The organism is Pseudomonas sp. PvP025, from assembly GCF_017832155.1.
Lineage (GTDB): Bacteria > Pseudomonadota > Gammaproteobacteria > Pseudomonadales > Pseudomonadaceae > Aquipseudomonas.
This window is the reverse complement of the sequence record NZ_JAFIBJ010000001.1, coordinates 475,239-497,422: the sequence shown is the minus strand read 5'-3', so window position 1 is coordinate 497,422 and position 22,184 is coordinate 475,239. Positions and strand designations below refer to the sequence as shown.

The following is a 22,184-nucleotide window of genomic DNA, read 5'->3' as shown; positions in this document are numbered from 1 at the left end:
TCCGAGAGCGACGCAATCAATCCTTGATGTTCAACACCACTAGTCGTTCGACGATACGCTCGGCATCGCGTGCGATATGACCCACGCTTTGTGCATCCGGAAAAGTGCCGATCAACAGCGGCCCCATCGCAAACAGGCGACCGGCGCCCGCCTCCAAGGACGCTCGTGCCGGCAACATCTCGCAGGTGCGCGCATTCACGCGCACTCCACCCAATTCGACCGATCTGCCCGCGTCATGGGCATACACCCCGCACGCCAAGCCGCTATCGTACAACTGCCGTAGCAAAGGCGAGGCGCTATGGGCAAGCCGCGTGTCAGACCCGGCGGCCGCTACGACAAAATCAAACTCACCGACGTGCCTGCTCCTCCCGCTTTCATCCGCCAGACTGAGGCTATGCACACGGCGTTCGTTGCTGTAATCGAGCTGATAGCCCGCAGGCGCAGCCAGGGTGCAAAGTACTCCGCGGTCAAACAGAGCGTCCAGGCGCAGCGCATTTTCACGCGCCATCGGCATAGCGGCCCGGTAGTAACGCGAACGTATCGACAGGAAGCGGAGTTTGTCCCGATCAGTGAAGTCAGCGAAGGCTTCGCTCAACAGCGGCAACCCACCGAAAAGCGCGGTTTGCCATGCAATCACAGCGCCTCCGGCTGTTTCCTGAAGATCCCGCTTCAAGCGTTCTGCGGATTCGCCGGCACAGAGCCGGCGTAACTCTGCTTCCAGCGAGGTCTCTGGCACTGCCTCTGTGCCGCCCTCAAAAGCGACCTGCAGAATCATCCGCTCGATCTCATCCAGGCCAAACCTGTTGCCAGCGCATCGTTGCAGAACCGTATCAGACAGCACACGCCGGCTGAGCGTATCAACATCCAGCGCGGGCGGCGGCGCGCCCCACACCTTGGGTAACTCACCGCTGCCAGAGAGCACGCTCATGCGCAATCGGGCCGGGTCCGTACCGAAATTCGCATCCAGACCGGCCACCACGTCAACGGCCGTCAGATAGCTGCCCAACACCAAGACATCGGCCCTCCCCGTCGCCACACGCGCCTGAACACGCTCGCACAGCGCACGGAACGGCCACGGGCGCAGGTGCGCCTGGCCGACGAAACGTTGTTCGGCAAAGGCGCTATGCCCGATTGCCAGAACCACATGCCGGGCCTGGTACAGGGCGCCTTTGTCACTGCGCAGGGTCCAGCCCTGGCCGGCGCGCTCAACCGAGCTGATAAGGGTTGCGCTCCTGCTTGTGACGCTAACCCCCAGGCTGACGAGAAAGGCGACGATCTGCTCGAACCGCTTCAGTTCGCCCCGACCGACCTCCGCCCTCCGCGAAGGTGTGGCAAGACTCGACACGTGAACGTCACTGACATTGTCCGGGCACCAGGCCAGTCCGGTGCCCCATCCGTGTCCCTGCTCATAGATCCCGATAGTCAACGTGGAAGGGAGTCGTCCCGCCACGACCGCATGGGCTATGCCCAACAGCAGATACTTGGCTGACTGGCCTCCTCCGACGATAGCCAGGCTTTCGAACATATCCATTCAGCTATCAGGCTTCAATTGCATATCGATATGAGCTGCCAGAGCGGCAATACTCGGCGCATCGATCACACTGCCAAGAGACAGGCTGATGCCAAATTTCTCGCGCAGGGCCACAATCAGGCGACTGAATGAAAGTGAATGACCACCATTCATGAAGAAGTTGTCATGTACACCTACCTGCTCGACGTCCAGCACCGAGCACCAGCATTGTGCCACGCCAACCTCTGTCGGGGTCCTGGGCGCCACGTATGTGGACTCCAGTTGCGCCTGTGCGATTGCCGCCAGCGCGCGGCGGTCGACCTTGCCATGCGCATCCAGCGCCAAGGTGTCGAGAACAATGATCCTGGCCGGGCACATGCTCATGGGCAAGCGCAGCCGCAATGCAGCGTTCAAGGCGTCGACACTGAAATGGTTGGCCGACACCGGGACGACACAGGCCACCAGGCTCACCGCAGGCTCGCGCAGTTGTATCAGTGTGGCGTCCCTCACAGATCGCTCGGCTTTGATAGCCGCGAGGACTTCAGCGCTGTCGATACGCACACCATTGATCTTCAACTGATCGTCCCGACGCGCGACAAACTCGATGTTACCATTCGGCAGGCGGCGTGACAGATCGCCTGTCACATACATCCGCGCACCCGGCCGATGGCTGAACGGGTCCGGCACAAACGCATGGGCGGTAGCGCCTGGAGCCCCCACCAGGCCCCTGGCCAGACCCGCTCCGCCAATACACAACATGCCGCAGCTACCCAGAGGCACCGGCCGAAGTGCGCGATCAACAACGTAGAAGACGTACCCATCCAAGGGCTCGCCGATCGGCACTGTACGGGGATACGCGTCTCGGGCGGCACGAAACAGGCTGGCATTGATACAGGTCTCGGCAGGGCCGTAAGCATTGACCAATGTCCCGCCTCGCTCCACCACCGCCGCAACCAGCGACCCATCCAGCGGTTCTCCCCCGACAAGCACATGCGCCGGTTTAGCCAACGCGTCGGCGCCGCCCACCCGCAGGCAGCGCGCGAGCAGGCTTGGCGTCATCTGCACGATGCTGATCGGGCGTTGCTCGAGCGCAGCGATAATCGCCCGCTCCGAAGAAGCTTGCAGGGGGCCCATCACGAGCAGCCGCGCACCGGCACAAAATGCGAGCATCCACTCCCATAGCGAAGCATCGAAGGTCGCGGTGGTACGTCCCAACACAATCGCACCGGGTTCGAGGGGTAACTGCCGAGTCAATGCGGCCAACTGGTTGGCCAGCGCACGGTGCGAGACAGCAACGGCACGCGGCTCCCCGCTGGTGCCGGAGGTAAAGATAACGTAGGCCAGCAGGTCGGGATGCAGTGGCGGGCGCAGCTGCGACGGTGCGCACGCTGTCATGGGCATGCCATGCGTGCGCAGGCCTCCATCGGGGTCGACGATCACCCGGACCCCCGTGCGCTCGATAATCTGCTGCATACGTGCTTGCGGCAGGTTTTCACCCAGCGCGACAAAGTGTGCCCCCAGGCGCCATACCGCCAGTGCGGCGACCAGATAGCGCAGCGGATCAGACACCGTTAACCCAACACATTGCTCAATGCCAACACCGCATTGCTCCAGCGTGCGCACCTGTTCTTCGACAAGCAACCCCAGCTCACGGTAAGTCCATGAGCGTGCTCCATACTCAATGGCAATGGTTTGGGCATGCTGATCGATGACCTCATTGATACGTTCAGGCACCGACTGCGGCGCGGTCTCGTCACTACCGCCAACCTGCATAACGCTGGATTGCTCCGCGAGTGCATCAGGGGCTTTCAATTGCCCGACCGACGCCATCACATCGTCGCTCGCCCGCATCAACGTTCTGTGCAATTGGCCGAGTAAGAAATCCAGCGTGGCTTGCGAATAGCACGCCGCATCGGCACAAAGCGCAAGCGCCGGCTGCGGCCCCCGCACGAAAATTGCTTCGAGGCAACTCGACGGGGCGAACGAAGGGTGCAGATGCTCACGGCAGCTTGTGTCCTGGCCATCGAAATGTTGCAGGGTGCGCGTGGAAAACCGCGCGCCGAGACGGTCGGCATCGATCGAGAGATGCTGCTCGAAGAAACACTCCTTCCACTCCCCGCCCTCCTCCAACTGTTTATCGACATGCTTGGCCAGGCTGGCAAAAGGGCTGCTATCTGCGACGTTGAACGTCATCGGCAATTCAAAACCCAGCCGCCCGAGCAGGTCGCCGAATCCCTCGTCAGCACTATCTGCAACCACCACGACCAGGTCCTTGGTTTCCTCTGGGAGAAGGCGCTCCAGCACGACCAGCCAACTACTCAGCACCAACGCATCAATGGATACCCGCAGTCGTGCGGCAATCGACTCCAGGCGCTGTGCAAAGATCGGTTCCAGGCTTAGCGTGCTGAAAGAGGCTCTCCAGGGTGCGACTGTCTCCAGGCGCTCGCCGATGCGCAGGTCACACAGCGGACGAAAAGATAATGCCATCCGTGTCCAAAACTGTTTGCCGAACTGCGCCTCCGGGCTGGCCATCAGTTCGCGTTGCCACTGTACATAATCCAGATAGCTGGACTGCTCATCCGCCCCTTTCACCACACCCTGGGCGCATTCAAGCACCCGGTGCACAAAACGGGACAAGCCGTCAGCATCAAATACCCAAGGACGCGCAACCGCTATCAGCCACGCCGCGCCGTTGATCGATACCTGCGTCAACGCACAGGGACAGTCACCCTGGCGCAGCACTTGCACTATGCGCTCACACGCGCGATCGAGGCTGGATGCCTGGGCCATGTCGACGGGGCAGCGTTGCTCCATGCCCGGTAACGGAATATTGGCCTCAAGTAGCAGATCGCCAGCCCACTGACGCAGTTTCTCAACGGGAATTTCATTTGATAGAGAGAACGTGCTGCAGATGACTTCTGCACGGCCTTCGCTGAAGGAACCACGGCCATAGGCCTGAAGTTGCGGCAACGAAAGAGAAGAAAGGCTCATGGATGTTCTTCCTGAACAAGTAACGAATTATGCAGTTGTGCCCATTCAACGCGGTCAAGTTGAGCAAAATAAAGGGTTCTCACTCCTTCGTATGGAGTGCGGCCATGAGCTACGCAAAGGTTATCGACCAAGAGCACATCACCAGCCTGCCATTCAACTGACAGTGTATTGGCCTCATAAGCCTGCCCGATCGCCGCGAGCGTGTCGAGCGCAATAGGCGTTCCATCGGCATGACAGGTGTCATTGACCAGCAGGTCCGCACCGGCATCCGTAAGCAGCGCTTGCCGAGCGTGTTCCGGCAGATTCGAATGGTGAAAGAAATACAGGTGGTTGATCCAACTGGCCTTGCCGGTGCGGGGATGGATACCCACACATGGCCGCGTCTGTGTGGTCGTCAGCACGTCATTGCTTTTCCATTCGAGTGAGATTCCATCACTCAAAGCCATCGCTTCGACGCTCGCCCGGTCATTCACGCCAAACGCTTGCCTCCAGGACATGCCGAAGTTCGGATGGTAGGTACGCATCAGACGATAGCCGTGGCCGGCGAATGAGGCCTTGACGGGTTCGGGTAGCGCCCGCCATACCGCTCGGCCATCAGCAAGCAAGGTCGCTCCCCCGGTATGAGAAGGTTGACCGCAATAAAACAGCAACTTTGCCGGCATCGTTTTCTGATAGGAGCATTCGTTGTGAAAGGCGATGGGGTATCGCCCCGGGTATTCGGTCGCGGTATACACGTTGCCAGCGATGTGACTGCGTGGAGAGGTCTCCTCTCGACTTTCACAGGCGCCGTGGCCGACCCACTGGCCCAGCAGTTCGAGTTCGCGTGCGCCCCCCACTTCGAAGCCGCGAAACAACAGGGCACCACGCTCATCGAGCAGGGCATTGATGTGTGCACAATGACGTCGGAAAACCTCTGCCAACCGGGTCCCTGACTTAACCGGAGTGAACGTCGACATGAACGGTCTCTCGTCACCAACGTGCAGCACAAGATCCTTCCAGGTGTCCGCCGTCGCGGCCGTAGCGGCCCCGGCAGTCCGCGAGAAACGCTTCTTCCATTCATGCATTGTCGTTTTCCCCGTTTACATGCGATGGACGATGCCGTTTCAACCTGGCAAAAGCACTCCGACGCCCGTCATTGTCCTGCTGCTGACGAGCCTGGACTGCGGCAATAAACTGGCTGCAGGAGGTATTGGACGAGACGACAGCGAGCCCTGCAAGCTGCAAGTATGACGATTGGAAGTCACTGGCCAGCGCCTCGGTATGAGGCAAGGCGCGATAGGCCACACTCATTCGCAGGCTCGAATGTATTTCGCTCAGGTAGCAGACAAAAGGAACATCGTGCTCCTGTTCATTGTGAACATGGTTCGCCACGACCGAACACCCCGGCAGAGAAAAGGTGGCATGGGCATTGTTATGGAAGCCGAACAGGTAACCGAAACACGACACCCCTGCCGCAGTACCCTGCGCCTCGATCTCATGATGCGCCAGCCACTTGTGCGCCAAAGCACCACGCAGGGTTCTTCCGACTTGCGCAACCATCGACTCGAACGATGACTGGGGCTCGACTCCCTGAACGATGGGTACGCGGTTGACAAACAGCCCGACGGTGCGTTCGAACTCTGCCTCATCGCGCATCGAAGCATCCACGCCGATGCATTCGGCACCTGGCGCATTATTGGCTTCCAACAGCAAGCGAAATAGCGCAAACATCGTCGAATATAACGATTCGCCACAGCGCTGTGACAGTGCCCGCAACTCGACCAGAAGTGACGCTTGCAGCACAAAGTCGAACGAGCGCATGGGGTGTTCTGCCAAGGTGACAGGTTCCAGCGCCTGGCCAGGACGATCAGCCGCAGCCGCAAATCGTGCCGCGCGACTGAGTTCATCTCGCCACCACTTGCGCAATGACCCACGCCCATCACGGGCGATGGCCGCTTGTTCATAAGCCGCGAACGCCGGATAGCCCAGGGTGCCGGTTTCCTGTACCAGACGCTTGCCAGTATGCAGGGCAAGGTAGTCGCGGCAAAACTCATCAACAATGATTGCGAAAGAGGTCCCGTCACTGGCGATGTGGTGTCTTCGCAGCGTCAACAACACATGCTCTTTGCCCAGCATCAATAGCTCCACGTCAAGCAATGGCCCCGCAGCCAGGTCGAAGGTGCGCCTCGCCTGATTGGCCGCGACACGCCGCAGCAAGACCGATGGGTCATCCACCAAGTGCGCAGGTCCCCGCTCTACCACTGCTTCGAAATGCCGCACGGAATGAACCACCTGCCGGACCGATGGGTAGCCCTCCTCGATGAATCCCGTGCGCAAGGCGACATGGCGCTCGACCAGTGCATTGAGCACTTCTGTGACGATGGCGTGGTCCAGGCGGCCCTTGATCAGCACACAGCTGGTGAGTCCGAACCGCGTGGTATCGGGCCGAGCCCGCTCCACGGCCCAGATTTCCTCCTGGGCGCTGGAAAGCGGGACGGCGATAGAACCAGTGGCTCCGTCCATCCGTACGCCGAGCAACTGACGCAGGTCACTTTTATGTCGAACCAGTCCTTCGAGCAAATCACTGCCCAGGCGCTCTCCGCGGCCCTTGACCTGCAGCCCGTCCTGCTGGGGCAGGATGCGTCCGCCCTGCCGATACAACTCGACGAGCAGTGAGAACGCCGGGGATTCAGAGCCCAATGCTGACCTCCGAGGCCGAGGATTTCTCGGCAAGTTTCCTATCGATGTACGCCACGAACCCACCAAAAGTCAGGGTATCGAGCAGCGTCGAAAGTGATAGGTCGACCCCGTAGGCCTGCTTCACAAGCGCGGCCAGACGCAGTGCCAGGAGCGAATCCCCGCCCGCTGTGTAAAAGTTGTCCTCCATGCTTTGAACACAAACGCCTAGCAGCTCTTCCCAGATCTGCGCCAGAACACGGGGGGTGCCTTGTACCGCGAAAGACGGCACCTGCGTTTGACGCGGCGACTGCACGGCAGCGCTTAATTGCAATGTGTCCAGATAGCGCCCGTAATCGGCATGCGTCGCGCGTTTCTGGTAATCCATGAGTGTTTGCAGATCCTGGGCACACACGACAATTTCATCGTGCTCCGATGCCAGGGCCCTGAGCAACAGATCGACACCTTGGCGTGCCGACAGGCTTTGCAGCCAATGGGAATCGCCCCAGGTATCGGACTCGCTGTCGCGCCTGTCGGTGTTCAACGCGTAGCGTGCCTGGAATTCGAGTTGTGCGTAGGCCCACATGCCGTCAGCCTGCCAATCGGTCCAGTTGATACACATAAACCGGCATGCAGCATCGCCGCCTTCACGCGCATGAGCATTCAAGTAACCGTTACCGATTACGTAGCCGGCTTCGCCGAATTTTGCTTTGTGCAGGACTGTACCGATGGACGAGAAGTTGACATGAAAGCGCGGGGCGAGGCCGGCAAAAGCCTCGGTCACGTGAGACACACCGTGGGTCTTGGTGCGTACCGATTGCTCGAGCGCCGCGAACGAACGATTCCTCAATACGCCCTGACGATCGACCTCCCCTGCCAGGTAGAGCACACCGTCAACGTTGCCATGGCGTTCACCAATGCTCCGGGCAGCAGCGAACACTGCGTCGCGCTCATTGGCATCGGCGTGTTCGAGTTGCAGGGACATCGCCCGGCCTTGGATCGTGGCGAGCTGTTGGCGAATAAGCGCCTGCTTTTCGTTGTCCTCGGTAGCGGGAAGGTCGAGCCAGTTGGCGCGATGGACGATGACCAGATGCAGCTCGAAGCGACTGACCAATGCCTGGGCGATTGACAGGCCGAGGCCGCCCAGGCCGCCCACAAGGACGACCACGGCTCCATTCAGGTCGGGCTCGGTGCCAGGAAGGTCAACGCGTTCATGGTAGGGCTGCCAGAGATGACGACCACGAATGGCTAGCGTATCGCCATCATGCGCGGCCGTACAGGCGGCGACAAACTGCTGCGGCAATCTGCCCTGCAGCGGAAGCTCGACATGGCGCAGATGAAACTGCGGATACTCCAGCTCAATCATTCGCATCATGTCTTGGGCCAGGCTTGCCTGTGCCTGCACGCGCTCGTCACCGGCGACTCTGTAAAGGCCGCGGGAGATGAGCAACCACTCGACAGCGGCCTCGCCTTGGAGTTGATCAAGGGCCTTGGCTGCCCAGTGTAGTGTACCCAGCGAAGTGACTAGTGCATCGCCCTGCTCGCAACCCAGCACCGGCGCATCCCAGGCATATACCACCCGGTCGATCTTGCCGTGGCGGTGCAGGCACGCCTGGATCGCGGCCCGCACATCCGCTTCGGCGCCCGGCACAGCGGCCCGATCATCAGGATACACCGGGTCAAGGCCTGCACGTACGATGCCCATGACCGTTACAGCATTCTCGCCGGCCAGGCTGTCGATTCCCGCACGAAGCATCGCATCATCGACAAATGCAAGCACCACCTCACCCGCGCGCCAAGGCTGAGGGCACAGGCCTGTGACGCGGCGCCAAGCTGGCACATAAGTGTGCTCCGTGCTCCGCGACTTCGGCGTGGCAAACCAGAGCAGCGATTCGGCCTTCTCGTCGAGTCGCCCGACCAGGGCATGTTCACTGCATGCCGACGCCAGCAGATGCCGGTAAGCTTCGATCGACAATAACGGGCCGTGCACCCGCTGATCTTCGTAGCGCCACCATTCTGGAAGCATGCCCCAGATCAACTGAGTCGACAGCCGCGGATCAACCGTGTCGATCTGGCACATTACGCCCTGTTCGTTAATGACGTCGCCAAGGTTATCCAAGGCAACGTGCAAATCTGCGGCTACATGGAGAACGTTAAACCCGATCAGCGCATCGAAATGGCCGATGGGCAATCCTTGGGTGGCCGGGCGGCGATCAATATCGAAGCGCGCGAAATGCAGATGGCTGGAGGTCGACGTAACGGTGCCTTCCAGCCGCTCGCGCGCCTTGGCGACAAGCCGCTCATCGGCATCGGTTACCCAATACTCCATGATGTGTTCGCTGCCTGTGGCGACGAGCAGGTGCTCAGTCAGGGCAATATGTCCGCAACCGATCTCAAGTACGCGCAACGGCCGATCCAGCTGGGCTGCGAACTGGCGCAGAAAACTGTCGATCTGGTTGAACTGATCAGCGAGCACCGCACTGCGCTGCGCATCACAGGCAATAGCGGCTGCGATCGCGTCATGGCCTTGGTTGGCCAATACTTCCAGAACGGGGCGTCCCTGGCAGACAATCGATTCGCGCTGACGCGCCAATTCGGCGAGCAACTTCACCAATGGCGTGTAGACAGGCCAGCGCTCACAGATGCTGGCAGCCAGTTGCGAAGAATGTGGCAAGTCCGTCAGGCCTGTTGGCCTCAGAGCCGTTTGTTCGGGCGTGAACAAACTGCGCGATAGCAGCACGTCGATGAGGTATTCGCCAAAACGTGCGTATGCGGGCGCCAGCCCGAACTGCTCAAGCACTTGGACACGCTCTAACGGTTGACGAGCACTCAAGTCAATGGCGCGGTCGGCGAGAAAATCTCGCACCAGGGCAATACAGTAGTCTTCCAACGCCGCGTGCACGGTCCGGTCCTGCTCCCGTGAAGGCGCCTCAGGGACTGCCATCAATGCCCTGCGCCACACCGGTACGCTAAGCGCTGCCCGCGCCTCCATTCGACACAGCGTGCGGCGATAAGGGTAAGCCGGCAAATGCAAACGAAGTGCTGTTACTGGGAACCGGTCACGCAGGTCCACCGGTTCATTGGCGAGCCAGGCGCTGATCATGGAGTCCGCCTCATCGATCGCAAGGCTCGCTGCAAGGCCTTGCTCGAGTTGTGCCAGCAGCTCGTCGAGGTCTCGACAGAGGAACGCCACGCGGCAGGCATAAGGTTTTCTGCCAACACACAGCGTGTAGGCCAGGTCCGTCAGGTCAGGACTTTCGGCGAGGACGTACGCATGCAGGGCACTGATCACATCCTCCAGCACATCCGTGCGATGCGCACTGAGCAGGATAGGTACGGGCTGGTTCCCCTGGCTCTGCAGCCGCATACGCTGCGGCGCGGGTTCAAGCACGACGAATACATTCGTGCCACCCATGCCGAGCGAGTTGACGCCGACATAGCCGGTGCCGGCCCCCTCAAACAATGATCCGCCTTGCGACTCGACGCGAAAGGGCGAGGTCTGCCAAGGCACCAGTGGATGGCCCTGAGTGAAGCCTATCTGCGGCGGTCGCTTACGCTCTGACACGCATAAGGCAGCCTTGATCACACTGGCGACGCCGCTGGCACTGTCAAGGTGACCGATATTGGCCTTGACGGAGCCCAGCGCACAGTATGCGCCATCACCGCCTGACGGTCCGAAGGCCCGATGCAGCGCATCAAGCTCAATGGGATCTCCCAGCGCGGTGCCGGTGGCATGGGCCTCTATGTAAGCAAAGTCTTTCGGATCGGCCTGGGCCGTGGCCAGCGCCAGACGGATCGTTTCGACCTGGCCTTCAACGGAAGGCGCTGCATAGCCAACCTTCCGCCGGCCATCGTTGCCACAGGCACTGCCGGCGATAGCGCAATAGATGGAATGGTTATCGCGCACGGCTTCGTCAAGGCGCCTGAGCACAACCACACCCACCCCGCTTCCACCGATGGTTCCCGTGGCATCAGCCGAAAACGGCCGGCAGTGACCGTCCTGGGAATACACACCGCCCTCTCGGTAAACGTGTCCCTGGCGTTGTGGAAAGATAATGGATGAACCGCCGACAAGCGCTACATCGCACTGGTAGGTAGCCAGCGCAAGGCATGCGAAATGGAGCGCCGCGGCCGAGCTGGAGCAGCCGCTGCCGACACTGACGGCTGCCCCGGTCAGCCCCAGGCGAAACGCGATGGTTGTGGCGATATGGTCCTTGTCATTACCCAACAAAGCCCCCAGGCCGTCCATGTTTTCTTCGAGCACGTGCTCCAGCAGGTAGGTGCTCATACTCGCGGAAAAGAACACGCCTACCTTGCCCTCATGGGGCGCCATGCCGCCACACCCCGCATCCTCGAGTGCTTCGTGAGCGCATTGCAGCGCAATGCGCAGCTGCGGATCGAGCCTGCGGGCTTCCCCCGGGGTGTAACCGAACAGCTCATGGTCAAATTCATCCACGCCCGGCATGACGGCCTCGGCCCCAACGAACGCGTCGCGGTCCATGTCACCTGGAGCGAAACGGCTGCGGGCACGCTCAATTGCCTCGAAGCGCTCTACCGACTCAACGCCATCCAGCAGGTTCGACCAGTAGCGGTGCACATCCTCGGCACCGGGAAAGCGGCACGACAGGCCAACTATTGCGGCCTTGCCCAGCCACTGCTCATCTTCAAACTGATTTATCGTTTCCATACTTAACCTTGTGGCGACGCAGGGCCGTCTTGTAATTTTTCACGCTGGAGGAAGGCATATCGTGCCGGATGGAACGAGAAGACTGATCGAGTCGACCCGCGAGTTGCTCCACGGTCGTGTAGTTGAACAGGTCGACCACACTCAGCGGCTCGGCACTGTTACCCGGCAGCCGATCAAAAAGCGCCAGCAGCAGCAACGAATTACCACCGGCTTCAAAAAAGTTGGTGCGGATATCGAAACGGGTATGTCCCAGGACCTCTGCCCATAACCCCATCAACAGGGTTTGAGTCGCGCCTGCAGGCTGCAGTCCGGTCAATGGTTGGGCGGCGAGATGCGCAAGCCTGGCACGCAATGCCGTCACATCGAGTTTTCCGGCAGGCGTTCTTTGGAGGGCAGGGCTCAACACGAAACGCTGCGGCGTCATCGCACGCGGCAAGCGCTCATAGCAGTGCCGGCGCAGGTCATGCTCCTGCACTGACGCGATGTCCGCTTCGACGAAAGCAACCAGTTGAGCATCGTCTTGCCCCATGCAGACGCATGCTGCGGTAACGAGAGGATGGTCGAGCAGCACCCGTTCGACTTCCTCCGGTTCCAACCTTACGCCCATATTTTTGAGCTGACGGTCCCGACGCCCGACGTAGTGCAATATCCCGTGTCCATCGACGAATACCAGGTCGCCGGTCAGGTACATCCGGCCTGCTGCGTGCGCAGTGAAAGGATCAGGTACAAAACGCGCCGCCGTCAGGGCCGGCATGCCCAGGTATTCCCGAGCGATGTGCCCGCCGATGGCCAACTCGCCCAGTGCGCCATTGGGCAACAGCGTCCAGTCATCACGCAACACGTAACAGGCCAGGCCATCGCGAGGCACGCCGATGGGTACAGGCCCGCCCGCCGCAATCTTGTGGATACTTGTGTAGACCACCGCCTCCGTAGGCCCGTACAGGTTCCAGACTTGAGCATGCGGCACTTGGGCTGCCAGTAGTGTGGCCAACGCCGGCGAGAAGGCCTCACCGGCGACAAACAGATGCGTCGCAGCCTTCAAGGAAATACCCGCGGCAAGGGCAGATCTCAGTACCGACGGCACGGCGGCTATTGCGCCCGTTGCCGATGCACGCAACCGCTCCAGGTAGGTCTGCCCCGCGTCGATATGCAACGGGCAACCCGTCACCAGTGGAGCAAACACTTCGAATAGCGAGACATCGAACGATGCATGTGTGAGGACGTTGAACGCCGCGAGCTCATTGAACGCGAAGGCTGCGCTCGCCCATTCGACAAACCGGGAAAAAGCGCGATGAGACACGCTCACGCCCTTAGGCTCACCGCTGGAGCCAGACGTATACATGACATAGGCGAGCGAATCGACATGCAGCGTCGGGCAGTGCTCGAGTGGTGCAGGATCGACGCCGTCCCACGCCAGCTCATCAGGCAGCATGACCGGCACGCCAACGGCACATTCAATTCCCGGCCTTGCGAGTGCCGGATCACACACGATGAGCAGATCGATGCCATCGCGCTGACAGATCATCACGACACGCTGCTCAGGCATGTCCGCGTCAAACGGCACCACACACGCGCCCGCACGCATCACCCCAAGCAGGGTGGCAATCATCCGCGCCGAAAGACGGCCCCATACCGCCACACAGGCTCCACGGTTTACGACACTCGCAGGCAGGCCAACGCTGATGTGGTTGACCAACCCCGCCAACTGCCTGTAACTGAAGTACTGGGCACCGGTTACGGCAGCAGCATCGGGGTTGCGCAACACGGTCTCGTCAAACCACTGCAGCACATTGCCCTCGCGTGCTGCCAAGGCCACAGGCATTTGCGCCTGGCGGCGAACTGTGGCCGCTTCGACTAATCGCTCGCAAATCGAAGTGTCTTGCGCACATAGCGGGAGCAAGGAGGCATACTCATCCAGCATCTGCCGCGCAATTGCTGCTTCCAATGAAGCGGGCCGATATTCAAAAGCCAGTTGCAAGACGCCCTCACTGCGCGCCGCACAGGCCAGCAAATTAGTCTTGGCCTCTCGATTGCGCAGGCTCATGGAGACGCCTTGCACGTTTCCCAACGACAGATTCATGGCCGGGCCGGCCATTACAAACAATGTCCCCGGCAACTCAGTACGCACGCCGCCCTTGCGCGCCGAGTGTTCGGCCAAGATATGCTCCATCGGTGGGTATTCAGGGGAGAACGCGTCATTAACCTGGCGGGTAATGCTTGCACACAGGCTGGAGAATGTGCGATCAGGCCCGACCGTGCTGGATATGATCGCCAACTGCTGGACAGGTCCCACGACATTCATGAAGCGCTCGTCCAAGCGTGCAGTCACTGGCGTCACAAGCCCGGTGTTGCGCGAACGGGAGTAACGCGCTTGTAGCATCACGAAAGCGGACAACAGGAAAACGAACTCGGAAACCTTCATTGCACGCGCCGCATTGGCGACAGCCGTACTCGCGGCAGGCGTCAGGTCCAGCCTCGCAAGTGCCGTACGGTTGTCGCCGGCTTGCGAATGCGGACGCGACGGCGTACTCGTCTCGCCTGTGGCCAGCTCGAGCCGCTCTACGCATTTATCCAGCAGCGGTGACCGCTCGCGCGTTTGCAGGTGTTCCCACTGGACGTAATCCCGATAAGCAACCGGCGCCGGCAACGCCTCGGCACCTGCGCTATAAAGCACAACGAATTCCTGCAGCAGTTGAGCGCTGGACCACTCATCACAGATCAGGTGATGAAGGACCCACAACAGGTAGCAGCTGCCATCGCGTGCCGTCACCAAGCGGACGCGGAACATCGCAGAGCGTGCCACATCCAACGGCCTGGCCGACTCCTCCTCAATCCAGCTGCGGATCGCGACGGACAGGTCTTGACCCGGCAGGCAGATGACGGACAGCGCGGCAAAGTCCACCTCTGCCTGCGCCGAAACCACACTCACCAGATACTTGCCGAAACGCACGAAGCCCTGCCTCAGAACTTCGTGGCGCTTGACCAGAGTGCTCACGCATTCAAGCACCCGGCCCGCCTCCAGCGCACCGTCCATGCGCCAGGCGAGCGGCACCAGATAGTTGTCGCCCTCCCCACCCATAGCGTGCGCAGCATAGATGCGCTGCTGCGCACGGGAGGGCGGCGCGAGCCGGTCCCCCTGAGCAAGACGTTCGACAAGGGCACCGCGGACCTGAGCTGCGCGGGCCTTGAGTTCATCACTCAACGCCCCGACAGGGCCGGCATAACGCAACCGCCCTCCCTCACTCCACAGCTCAAGCCCCGCAGCAACCAGATCTCCGGCAACCTCAGTGGCGTTACAGTACGCCACTTTCAAGTTCTTCCTTAGGCTTGTCGTCGGCGCGCGAAGCTGCATGCGACTCCAGTGCCAGGGCGAGGCCTGCAATGGTGTCCATTGAAGCGAGCAGCGTACGAACCGGAATGTCGACGTCGAGCGTGCTGCGTACCTTTGCGGCAACACGCAGGGCCGCCAGCGACTCGCCCCCCAATGCCATGAAGTCGTCGTAAATACCGACGCGTTCGACATTGAGCGCGGCTTGCCAGATATCCGCCAGCATCGCCTGCAGGGGCGATTGCGGCGCGGCAGATACAGCACCGGCTGCAGCCTCCATCGCCGAGTGTTCAAGCGAAGCCAGATCGACCTTGCCAGTGCTCGAGACCGGTACCGCGTCAACGAATACGAACTGTGCGGGCAGCATGTACTTGGGCAGGTTCTGCTTGCAGAACGCCTTGAGTTGATCGACCGACAGTTCCTCTGCGCTATTGCGGCGAACCACATACGCGACCAGCTGCTTGATGCCATTCACCGGTTTGACCACCACGACAGCCCGGTGCAGTTGAGGGTGAGTGGCTAGCACGTGCTCGATTTCCCCGGGCTCAACCCGGAAACCCTGGACCTTCACCAACCGGTCACGCCGCGTCAGAAATTCCACGTTGCCTTCAAGATCGATGCGAACCAGGTCGCCGGTACGGTACATCCTGGCCCCTGGCACTTGGCTGAACGGGTCAGGCAGGTACACCGCTGCTGTCTGTGCCGGTGCGCCCAGATAGCCTTGGGCGACACCGGCGCCGCCGATGTATAGCTCACCCGGAACCCCTACCGCCAGCGGATGCATGCGCCCATCGAGCACGTAGAGCTGCGCTCCGGCAATAGCGCGACCGATGGGCATCGTCGACATGTCGCGATAGGACTGGCCACGCCACACGCTCGCCCAGACAGTCGCCTCGGTAGGTCCGTACTCATTGAACACGGTAACCCCCGCAATGGCTGCGGCACGCGCATAGGTGTCGCACGACAGGGCTTCACCGGCCGAGATGATCTGGCGCAGCTTCAGCGTGACGAAATCGTCCGCGGCCAACAGCGTGTCAAGCAACGAAGGCGTGCACAGCGTCATGGTTACGTTTGTCGTGCGCAGGAACCGGACCAGCTCCACCAGGTCAAGCAGGGTATCCTCATCCGGGATGACCAGTGTCGACCCGCCCACCAGAGCGCCGAAGATGACGCCAACCGCACTGTCGAACGCCGGGGAAGACAGCAGCGCACAACGGTCATCGTGCCCCAGCCCGTAATAGGCCACTCGCTCGCGTGTAGAGCTGTCGAGGTTAGCGTGAGACACCACCGTCGCTTTAGGTGTACCGGTGGAACCGGACGTGAAGATCACGTAGGCGGCGCTATGGCCTGATACAGCTACGTCCACCACTGCGTCGCCGCCGGCGACCGCCGCATCCGAATAGCGCACAAAGCGAATATCGCCTTCAATGCCCGGCACAATCTGCGTATGGACCGCGTCGTCACAGACCACTGTCCCACCGGTTTGTGCAATAGCAGCCGACAGGCGCGCTACCGGTTGCTCGGTGTTAAGCGGCACATAGGCGGCGCCAGCCTTGAGGATCGCCAGCATGGCAACGATTGCAGGAATGCCTCGGGACATCAGCAACCCAACCATGTCTCCTGGGCGCACTTGCTCTTCAAGTACAAGCCGGGCGGCGAAGCGCGTGGCCATGGCATCCAACTCAGCAAAGCTGATGTTCGACTGTCCACTGACGATTGCCACTTGCTCGGGCGAACGTCGCGCATGCTCCCTGATCCGCTTCACGACGGATTCAAATGCCGGCTGTTTGAGCGCCGGTGCAGCGTTGTTCGAGGCCAGTACGCAATCCAGCTGTTGCTGAGGCAGGAAGGACTGCGCATGGTAGTTGGCCGTTGGATCAGCCACCATCGCCGACAACACGGCCAGATAGAAGTCGCCAGCGACGTCCATCACCGCTTTGTCATAACGCAACTTATCGTACTCGAGGCGTACGCGCAGGTCCTTGTCGAAAGGCGTCAGAAACGCATTGACACAGAAGGGGAATGTTGACTCCGCATAGACCTTGAGGCCCAGCATCTTGAGGTTCGGCCACTGCTCCAACGCATCGGTAACGTGGTAATGGTTGAAGAAGAACAGCGTCTCCGACAGCGGCTCGCTGCCGTGCTGGCGCTTGACCTCCGCCATAGGGTAACGCCGATGAGCCAATACCTCATGCTCACTGTTCAGGGTATCGAGGATCAAATCGCTCCAACTGCCTCCGGGCAGGCTCATGCGGAACGCCAGGCTGTTGACGAAAAGGCCGATCACCGCATGACTGTCGCGGTTCTCGGGCCGCCCATTGGATACGGTATAAGACATTACATCGTCTACCCCGCCGAGCAGGCTCATTACTTTCATGTGCGCGGCCAGCAGTACGGACTTGAGCGGCACGGCCAGTTGATTGGCCAGGCGCTTGAGGTCATTGGACAACTCGACGCTGATGGGCACCTCGAACTTGATAATCTCGCGCTGGCCCAGGTCCGCACGTGGCGCCACGAAGCTTGGCAGACGCATGACCGAGACGTCACGCATCCTCTCGTTCCAGAATTCCCGGTAGCTGTCATCGCTGACTGCTTGCTGTTCGAGCAAGATCGAATCGCGGAACGTAGAACGAAGCTCAGGCAGTTCAAATGCCTCCCCGTTGACCCGAGCCATATAGCGATTGACCAGCTCGGTCACCATCAAGGCATCACTCCAGCCGTCGATGATTTCGTGGTGGAAACTGTAGCTGAGCTGGCAACTGCCCTCCGAGAAATGGTGCAACATGAAACGGATTAGCGGGTACTGTTCGATTTCGAAGCCGCGCTTTTTTTCATCTTCAAGCCAAGCATCCACATAATCCTGGTGTGTCTGCGGATCAACGTCCCTGAGATCCAGGTACCCAAACTCCGGCTCGCTGGCTTTGTGGACCAGTTGGAGGGGCCGGCTGAAGTGAGTCAGGTCGAACGAGGTGCGCAGCAGCGGATGACGCGCAACCAATTCCTCGACAGCGGTGCGCATTGCCGCGACATCCACGGGCATTTCTACGTGATACGAGCAGATAGCATGGTAAACCGCTGACTTTGCGGCGAACTCGCGGTGGTAGATCATGCCTTCCTGCAGGAGATTGAGCGGATAGGCATCCTCCACATCGTCCGGCACCACCGCCCTGTCCTTTTCCGACACCAGGTAGAACGGTTCGGACATCGGCACGTCGATCGGCGTCGCCGCCTCGCGCACGGCCTTGGCCAGTGCACGGACCGTCGGGTTCAGGTGCAATGTCGCGATAGAGAAGCGCACACCACGCTGGTAAGCCATCGAGGTCACTTCGATACTGCGCAGCGAATCGCCACCCAACGCGAAATAATTGTCATCCAGAGCGATGCCTTCGTGTTGCAGCACACGCTGCCAGACGGCGATAAGCGTTTCTTCGACACTATCGATATGGCCATCGGCTGCTGCCGGCGCCTGCACCACCTCAAGCTCGGCCAGCGCACGACGGTCGATCTTGTCGTGGGCCGTCACGGGCAAAGCGGGCAAGGCAACTATGCGCGAAGGTCGCATGTACTCAGGCAGCACGTTGGCCAAGTGCCGAGCAACCGCCACCTCGACGTCCGCGGCCTGGGTCTCGACAAAGAGCGTCAGGGTCGAACTGGAGCCAGCGTGCGTTACCACTGCCGCTGCATGACGGACTTGGCCGACCTCCAGAGCCAGGGTCTCGATCTCGGCCAGTTCAATCCGATAGCCGTTGAGTTTGACCTGCATGTCAGTACGCCCGAAGTATACGAACGTACCGTCCTCACGCTGTGCGCCAAGATCGCCCGTCTTGTAGCACAGGCCGTCGGCCCAATGGACGGACTTGAGTTTTTGCGCGGATAGCTGCGGGTTGCCCAGGTAGCCGGCCATGACACCTGTACCGGCGATCAGAATCTCTCCGCGGGCCCCGACAGCTGCCAACTCGCCCTGTTCGTCAACCACATAGAGGGTCATCCCATCGATCGGCGTACCGATCGCCATGGTTTCGCCATTAGCCGAGGCTGCACCGGTCCATTGTTGAACACAGCATCCGACTGTTGCCTCCGTCGGGCCGTATTCGTTGTAGAGACGGCCATTAGGGAACAACCGCTCAAGGGCGACGCAATCGCGTACGAACAACTCTTCTCCGCCGATCACAAACACGTGCGCGACCGTGCTCAAGCGGCCCTGTGCATCGAACCAGTCAACGATGGCACGTACGTGCGTCGGCGTTACCTTTACAACAAAGGGTTCACGGCTATCCGCCAGGCGATTTAACAGCGACTCCAACGCCGACTCGTTTGGCAGGATATCGACACAGCCGCCAGATGCGAGCGGCACAAGGAAGCTGGTGATCGACAAATCGAAAGTCGCCGCCGTATGCCAGAACGCCTGATAGGTGCCGTCGGTTGCATAAGTCTTGGCGGCCCAGGACAGATAGTTGGCCAGGCCGCGACCAGTGATCTGCACACCATTAGGCTCCCCAGTGGTACCGGAGGTATGCAGCACGTAGGCGATCTCATCGCCGGAGCCATAACCATTGGCCGGTGCCGGCGCCCCCTGTCCGTCTTCACATAACTCCTGCAGTGACAGAGCAGGCCAGTCGATCCCCGGTAACGTGGTCCGCCCGGAGGTGATGACCAGCGCCGGCGCACAGCGGGCAAGCATGCGCTGCAGACGCACAAGAGGCGATGCAGGGTCGACTGGCACATAGGCCGCTCCCACCCTCAGGACCGCCAGGGTTGCCACCACAAAGTCGATGCTGCGCGGCATAAAAAGCACAACATGACTGCCGGGGCTTACGCCTTTTGCTATCAGCCCGCCACTGGCGATGCACACACGCTCATCCAGCTCACGGTAGGAAATAACGCGCGCATCCTCGCGCAACGCGACCGCATCGGGTACACGCCTTACTTGCTCATCGAACATAGAGAGGGCCGAGAGAGTAGGTGCTTGGTGATGATCCATAATCATTTTCTTCGTTCCGTTCGTAAGTTGGTTTGGGCGGGGCCGGCTCGCCTCCTCGCCGCTGCGAGACCGGGTTTAAGCAAGCATTTTTACATAGTGTTTGCGCAGTCCCGTGTAGGCATCACGGCCATGCGCAGTCACCAGGTTGTCGATGAGCAATACATCGCCTGGCTGCAGCAGAACTCGATAAAGCGCCTGTTCATAAGCGCCTTTGAGCAGTGAATAAGTGGCGGGTTCTATCGCGCAACCATCGCCATAGAGGGTCTGAAACGGATAGATATCCTGGCCGAACAGATGGGCGAAAGCGCTGCGCGTCGCCTGCGGCAGCGACATCGCGTTGAAAAACACGCCATGGTTGAACCACGCTGACTGGTTGGTCTGCGGATGAGTTGTGGACCAGCTCGATGTACGCTGCACGACAAGCTGGTCGCCCTCGTGGTACCACTGATAACCGCGCTCCTGGAGCACGCTGGCCAACTGTTCTTCGTCGCGAACGCCAAACGCCTGCTGCCAGGAATAACCGATGCCGTCGATGAAACGACGCTTGTACAGCAAGCCTCGGCGGTCGCAGTCTGCGCTCAGTTCCTGCGGTATGCCCGCGTACACGCGGCGGGTGTCGGCGAGAATCATTGCTCCCCCTTGAGGTGCGGGGCGCTCGCAGTGAAATGCAAGGAATTGAGGCCAGCAAGAGGCGTAGGCGTTTTCGTTGTGCAGGAAAATCGGTTCACGGGCGGGATACTCCGTCGCGGTATACACGTGTTCCCCCACTTGTGTGCGTGGCGTGCTGCGCTCTTCATATTCCAGGGACACACCGGTGAAAGCGGTCATCGCATCGGCGAACTGTTCGGCCCCCTCAACCGCAAAGCCACGAAAGAGCACCGCCCCTTCATACCTGGCCCACTCACTCAGCTCGGCACTCCCGTTACCTAATACATCGCGTAGAAGCATGTTCGGCAAAGTGGCCCGCACCAGCAGCGTCGAGGCTGTATCGTCAAGTCTCTCAAGCAAGACACCCAACGGCAGCATGGATTGGCAAGCGCTCAACCTGGCATTTGAATCAGCAACCGACATCTTGCCGACCTCGCGCATCCTTGGTGATAAGAAGGCGCTCCGAAGCGTCTAGCTCGACCTTCTGCGCCCCTAGCTCATTCATATAGCGACGCAGCTTGGCGCCCAGGAACGCGTCTGGAAGCAGCCGCGGCTCACCACTTTGTTCTTCAAGATGAATTCCCGACAGGTGAGCCTCGCGGAGCAATTCAGCCACCCTCCCCTGAATCCCGGCGCCGGCGCCCGTGACCGATGAAGGTGGGGCCTGCGGATGAAGAAAGTCGACAATCAGCACAATCCTGTCCTCATCACTGAGGTTCCACACTTCGTGCTCGAACGAATCGTCGAACACAATGCATTTACCTGCCTGCCAGCGCACTGATTCCGAGCCCACCCGCATGACCGCATCGGATGGCGTCTTGATGCCCATGTGCAGGCGCAATCGACCGTTGGTTTCACCACAGTGCGCAACAATGTGAGTGCCCGGGACTATCCGGGACAACATGACCACGCCAGCGCCCAGTATTTCTGGGGCCAGTGCATTGAGGACAGCAAAGGTCGCGGGCAGATGACGTGCGGCACGCTCCGAGCGTACACCCGCCTCAAAGAAGACCAACTCCTGCCACTGTCCGCCGGTTTCCACCAGTGGTTCTTCAACGTCTGAAAAATCCTGGTAGCCGATCTTCACAGCCGCAAGCACTTCGTCGACGATGACCTGACCATGGGTTTCAAGGTGGCGAGCCAGCTCGAAATCTTCGGCACGATAGAGTGCTGGGCCGGCAATGCTCTTGATATAACGGTTGGGGCGTTGCAACGCGCTGGGAAAGTAGCCTAACTCCGCCATTACCTGGGCCAGTCGTCGTGCCGCTGTCCAATCGGCACAGGCAGCCATCTGCCCGATCAGTTCGTTAGCGCGAGCACGCAAGCGTTCTTGTGTACCGTCTATATTCATCCCTTGCTCCAATGCTGCCTCTCGATGCGCACC

Annotated in this window: 9 protein-coding genes; all 9 read right to left on the bottom strand. The window is 60.3% G+C overall.

Translation table 11 applies throughout. The features are described 5' to 3' along the window. Positions 1 to 16 precede the first annotated feature (16 nt). Positions 17 to 1,531, bottom strand: a complete 1,515-nt coding sequence (locus tag JOE32_RS02240) for a hypothetical protein (RefSeq protein WP_209981022.1) — start codon at positions 1,529 to 1,531, stop codon at positions 17 to 19. Next, on the bottom strand, positions 1,532 to 4,501 hold the full coding sequence (locus tag JOE32_RS02235) for an AMP-binding protein (RefSeq protein ID WP_209981020.1): 2,970 nt from the start codon (positions 4,499 to 4,501) through the stop codon (positions 1,532 to 1,534). Then, positions 4,498 to 5,565 (bottom strand): TauD/TfdA family dioxygenase, encoded by a 1,068-nt coding sequence (locus JOE32_RS02230; protein ID WP_209981019.1) that lies wholly within the window; start codon positions 5,563 to 5,565, stop codon positions 4,498 to 4,500. Before JOE32_RS02230 ends, JOE32_RS02235 begins: the two co-directional genes overlap by 4 nt. After that, positions 5,558 to 7,180: a condensation domain-containing protein gene (locus tag JOE32_RS02225; protein ID WP_093127345.1), complete on the bottom strand. Its 1,623-nt coding sequence runs from the start codon at positions 7,178 to 7,180 to the stop codon at positions 5,558 to 5,560. The genes JOE32_RS02230 and JOE32_RS02225 overlap by 8 nt, the downstream gene beginning before the upstream one ends. Continuing rightward, positions 7,170 to 11,843: a beta-ketoacyl synthase N-terminal-like domain-containing protein gene (locus JOE32_RS02220; protein WP_209981017.1), complete on the bottom strand. Its 4,674-nt coding sequence runs from the start codon at positions 11,841 to 11,843 to the stop codon at positions 7,170 to 7,172. Before JOE32_RS02220 ends, JOE32_RS02225 begins: the two co-directional genes overlap by 11 nt. After that, complete coding sequence (locus tag JOE32_RS02215) at positions 11,821 to 15,195, bottom strand: AMP-binding protein (RefSeq protein ID WP_209981015.1); 3,375 nt, start codon at positions 15,193 to 15,195, stop codon at positions 11,821 to 11,823. Before JOE32_RS02215 ends, JOE32_RS02220 begins: the two co-directional genes overlap by 23 nt. Beyond that, a complete protein-coding gene (locus tag JOE32_RS02210; RefSeq protein ID WP_209981014.1) occupies positions 15,137 to 20,152 on the bottom strand; it encodes a non-ribosomal peptide synthetase in 5,016 nt (1,671 codons plus the stop codon). The genes JOE32_RS02215 and JOE32_RS02210 overlap by 59 nt, the downstream gene beginning before the upstream one ends. Positions 20,153 to 20,227: 75 nt before the next feature. Continuing rightward, complete coding sequence (locus tag JOE32_RS02205) at positions 20,228 to 21,223, bottom strand: TauD/TfdA family dioxygenase (protein ID WP_209981012.1); 996 nt, start codon at positions 21,221 to 21,223, stop codon at positions 20,228 to 20,230. Next, positions 21,210 to 22,151 (bottom strand): aspartyl/asparaginyl beta-hydroxylase domain-containing protein, encoded by a 942-nt coding sequence (locus tag JOE32_RS02200; RefSeq protein ID WP_054097933.1) that lies wholly within the window; start codon positions 22,149 to 22,151, stop codon positions 21,210 to 21,212. The genes JOE32_RS02205 and JOE32_RS02200 overlap by 14 nt, the downstream gene beginning before the upstream one ends. Positions 22,152 to 22,184 lie beyond the last annotated feature (33 nt).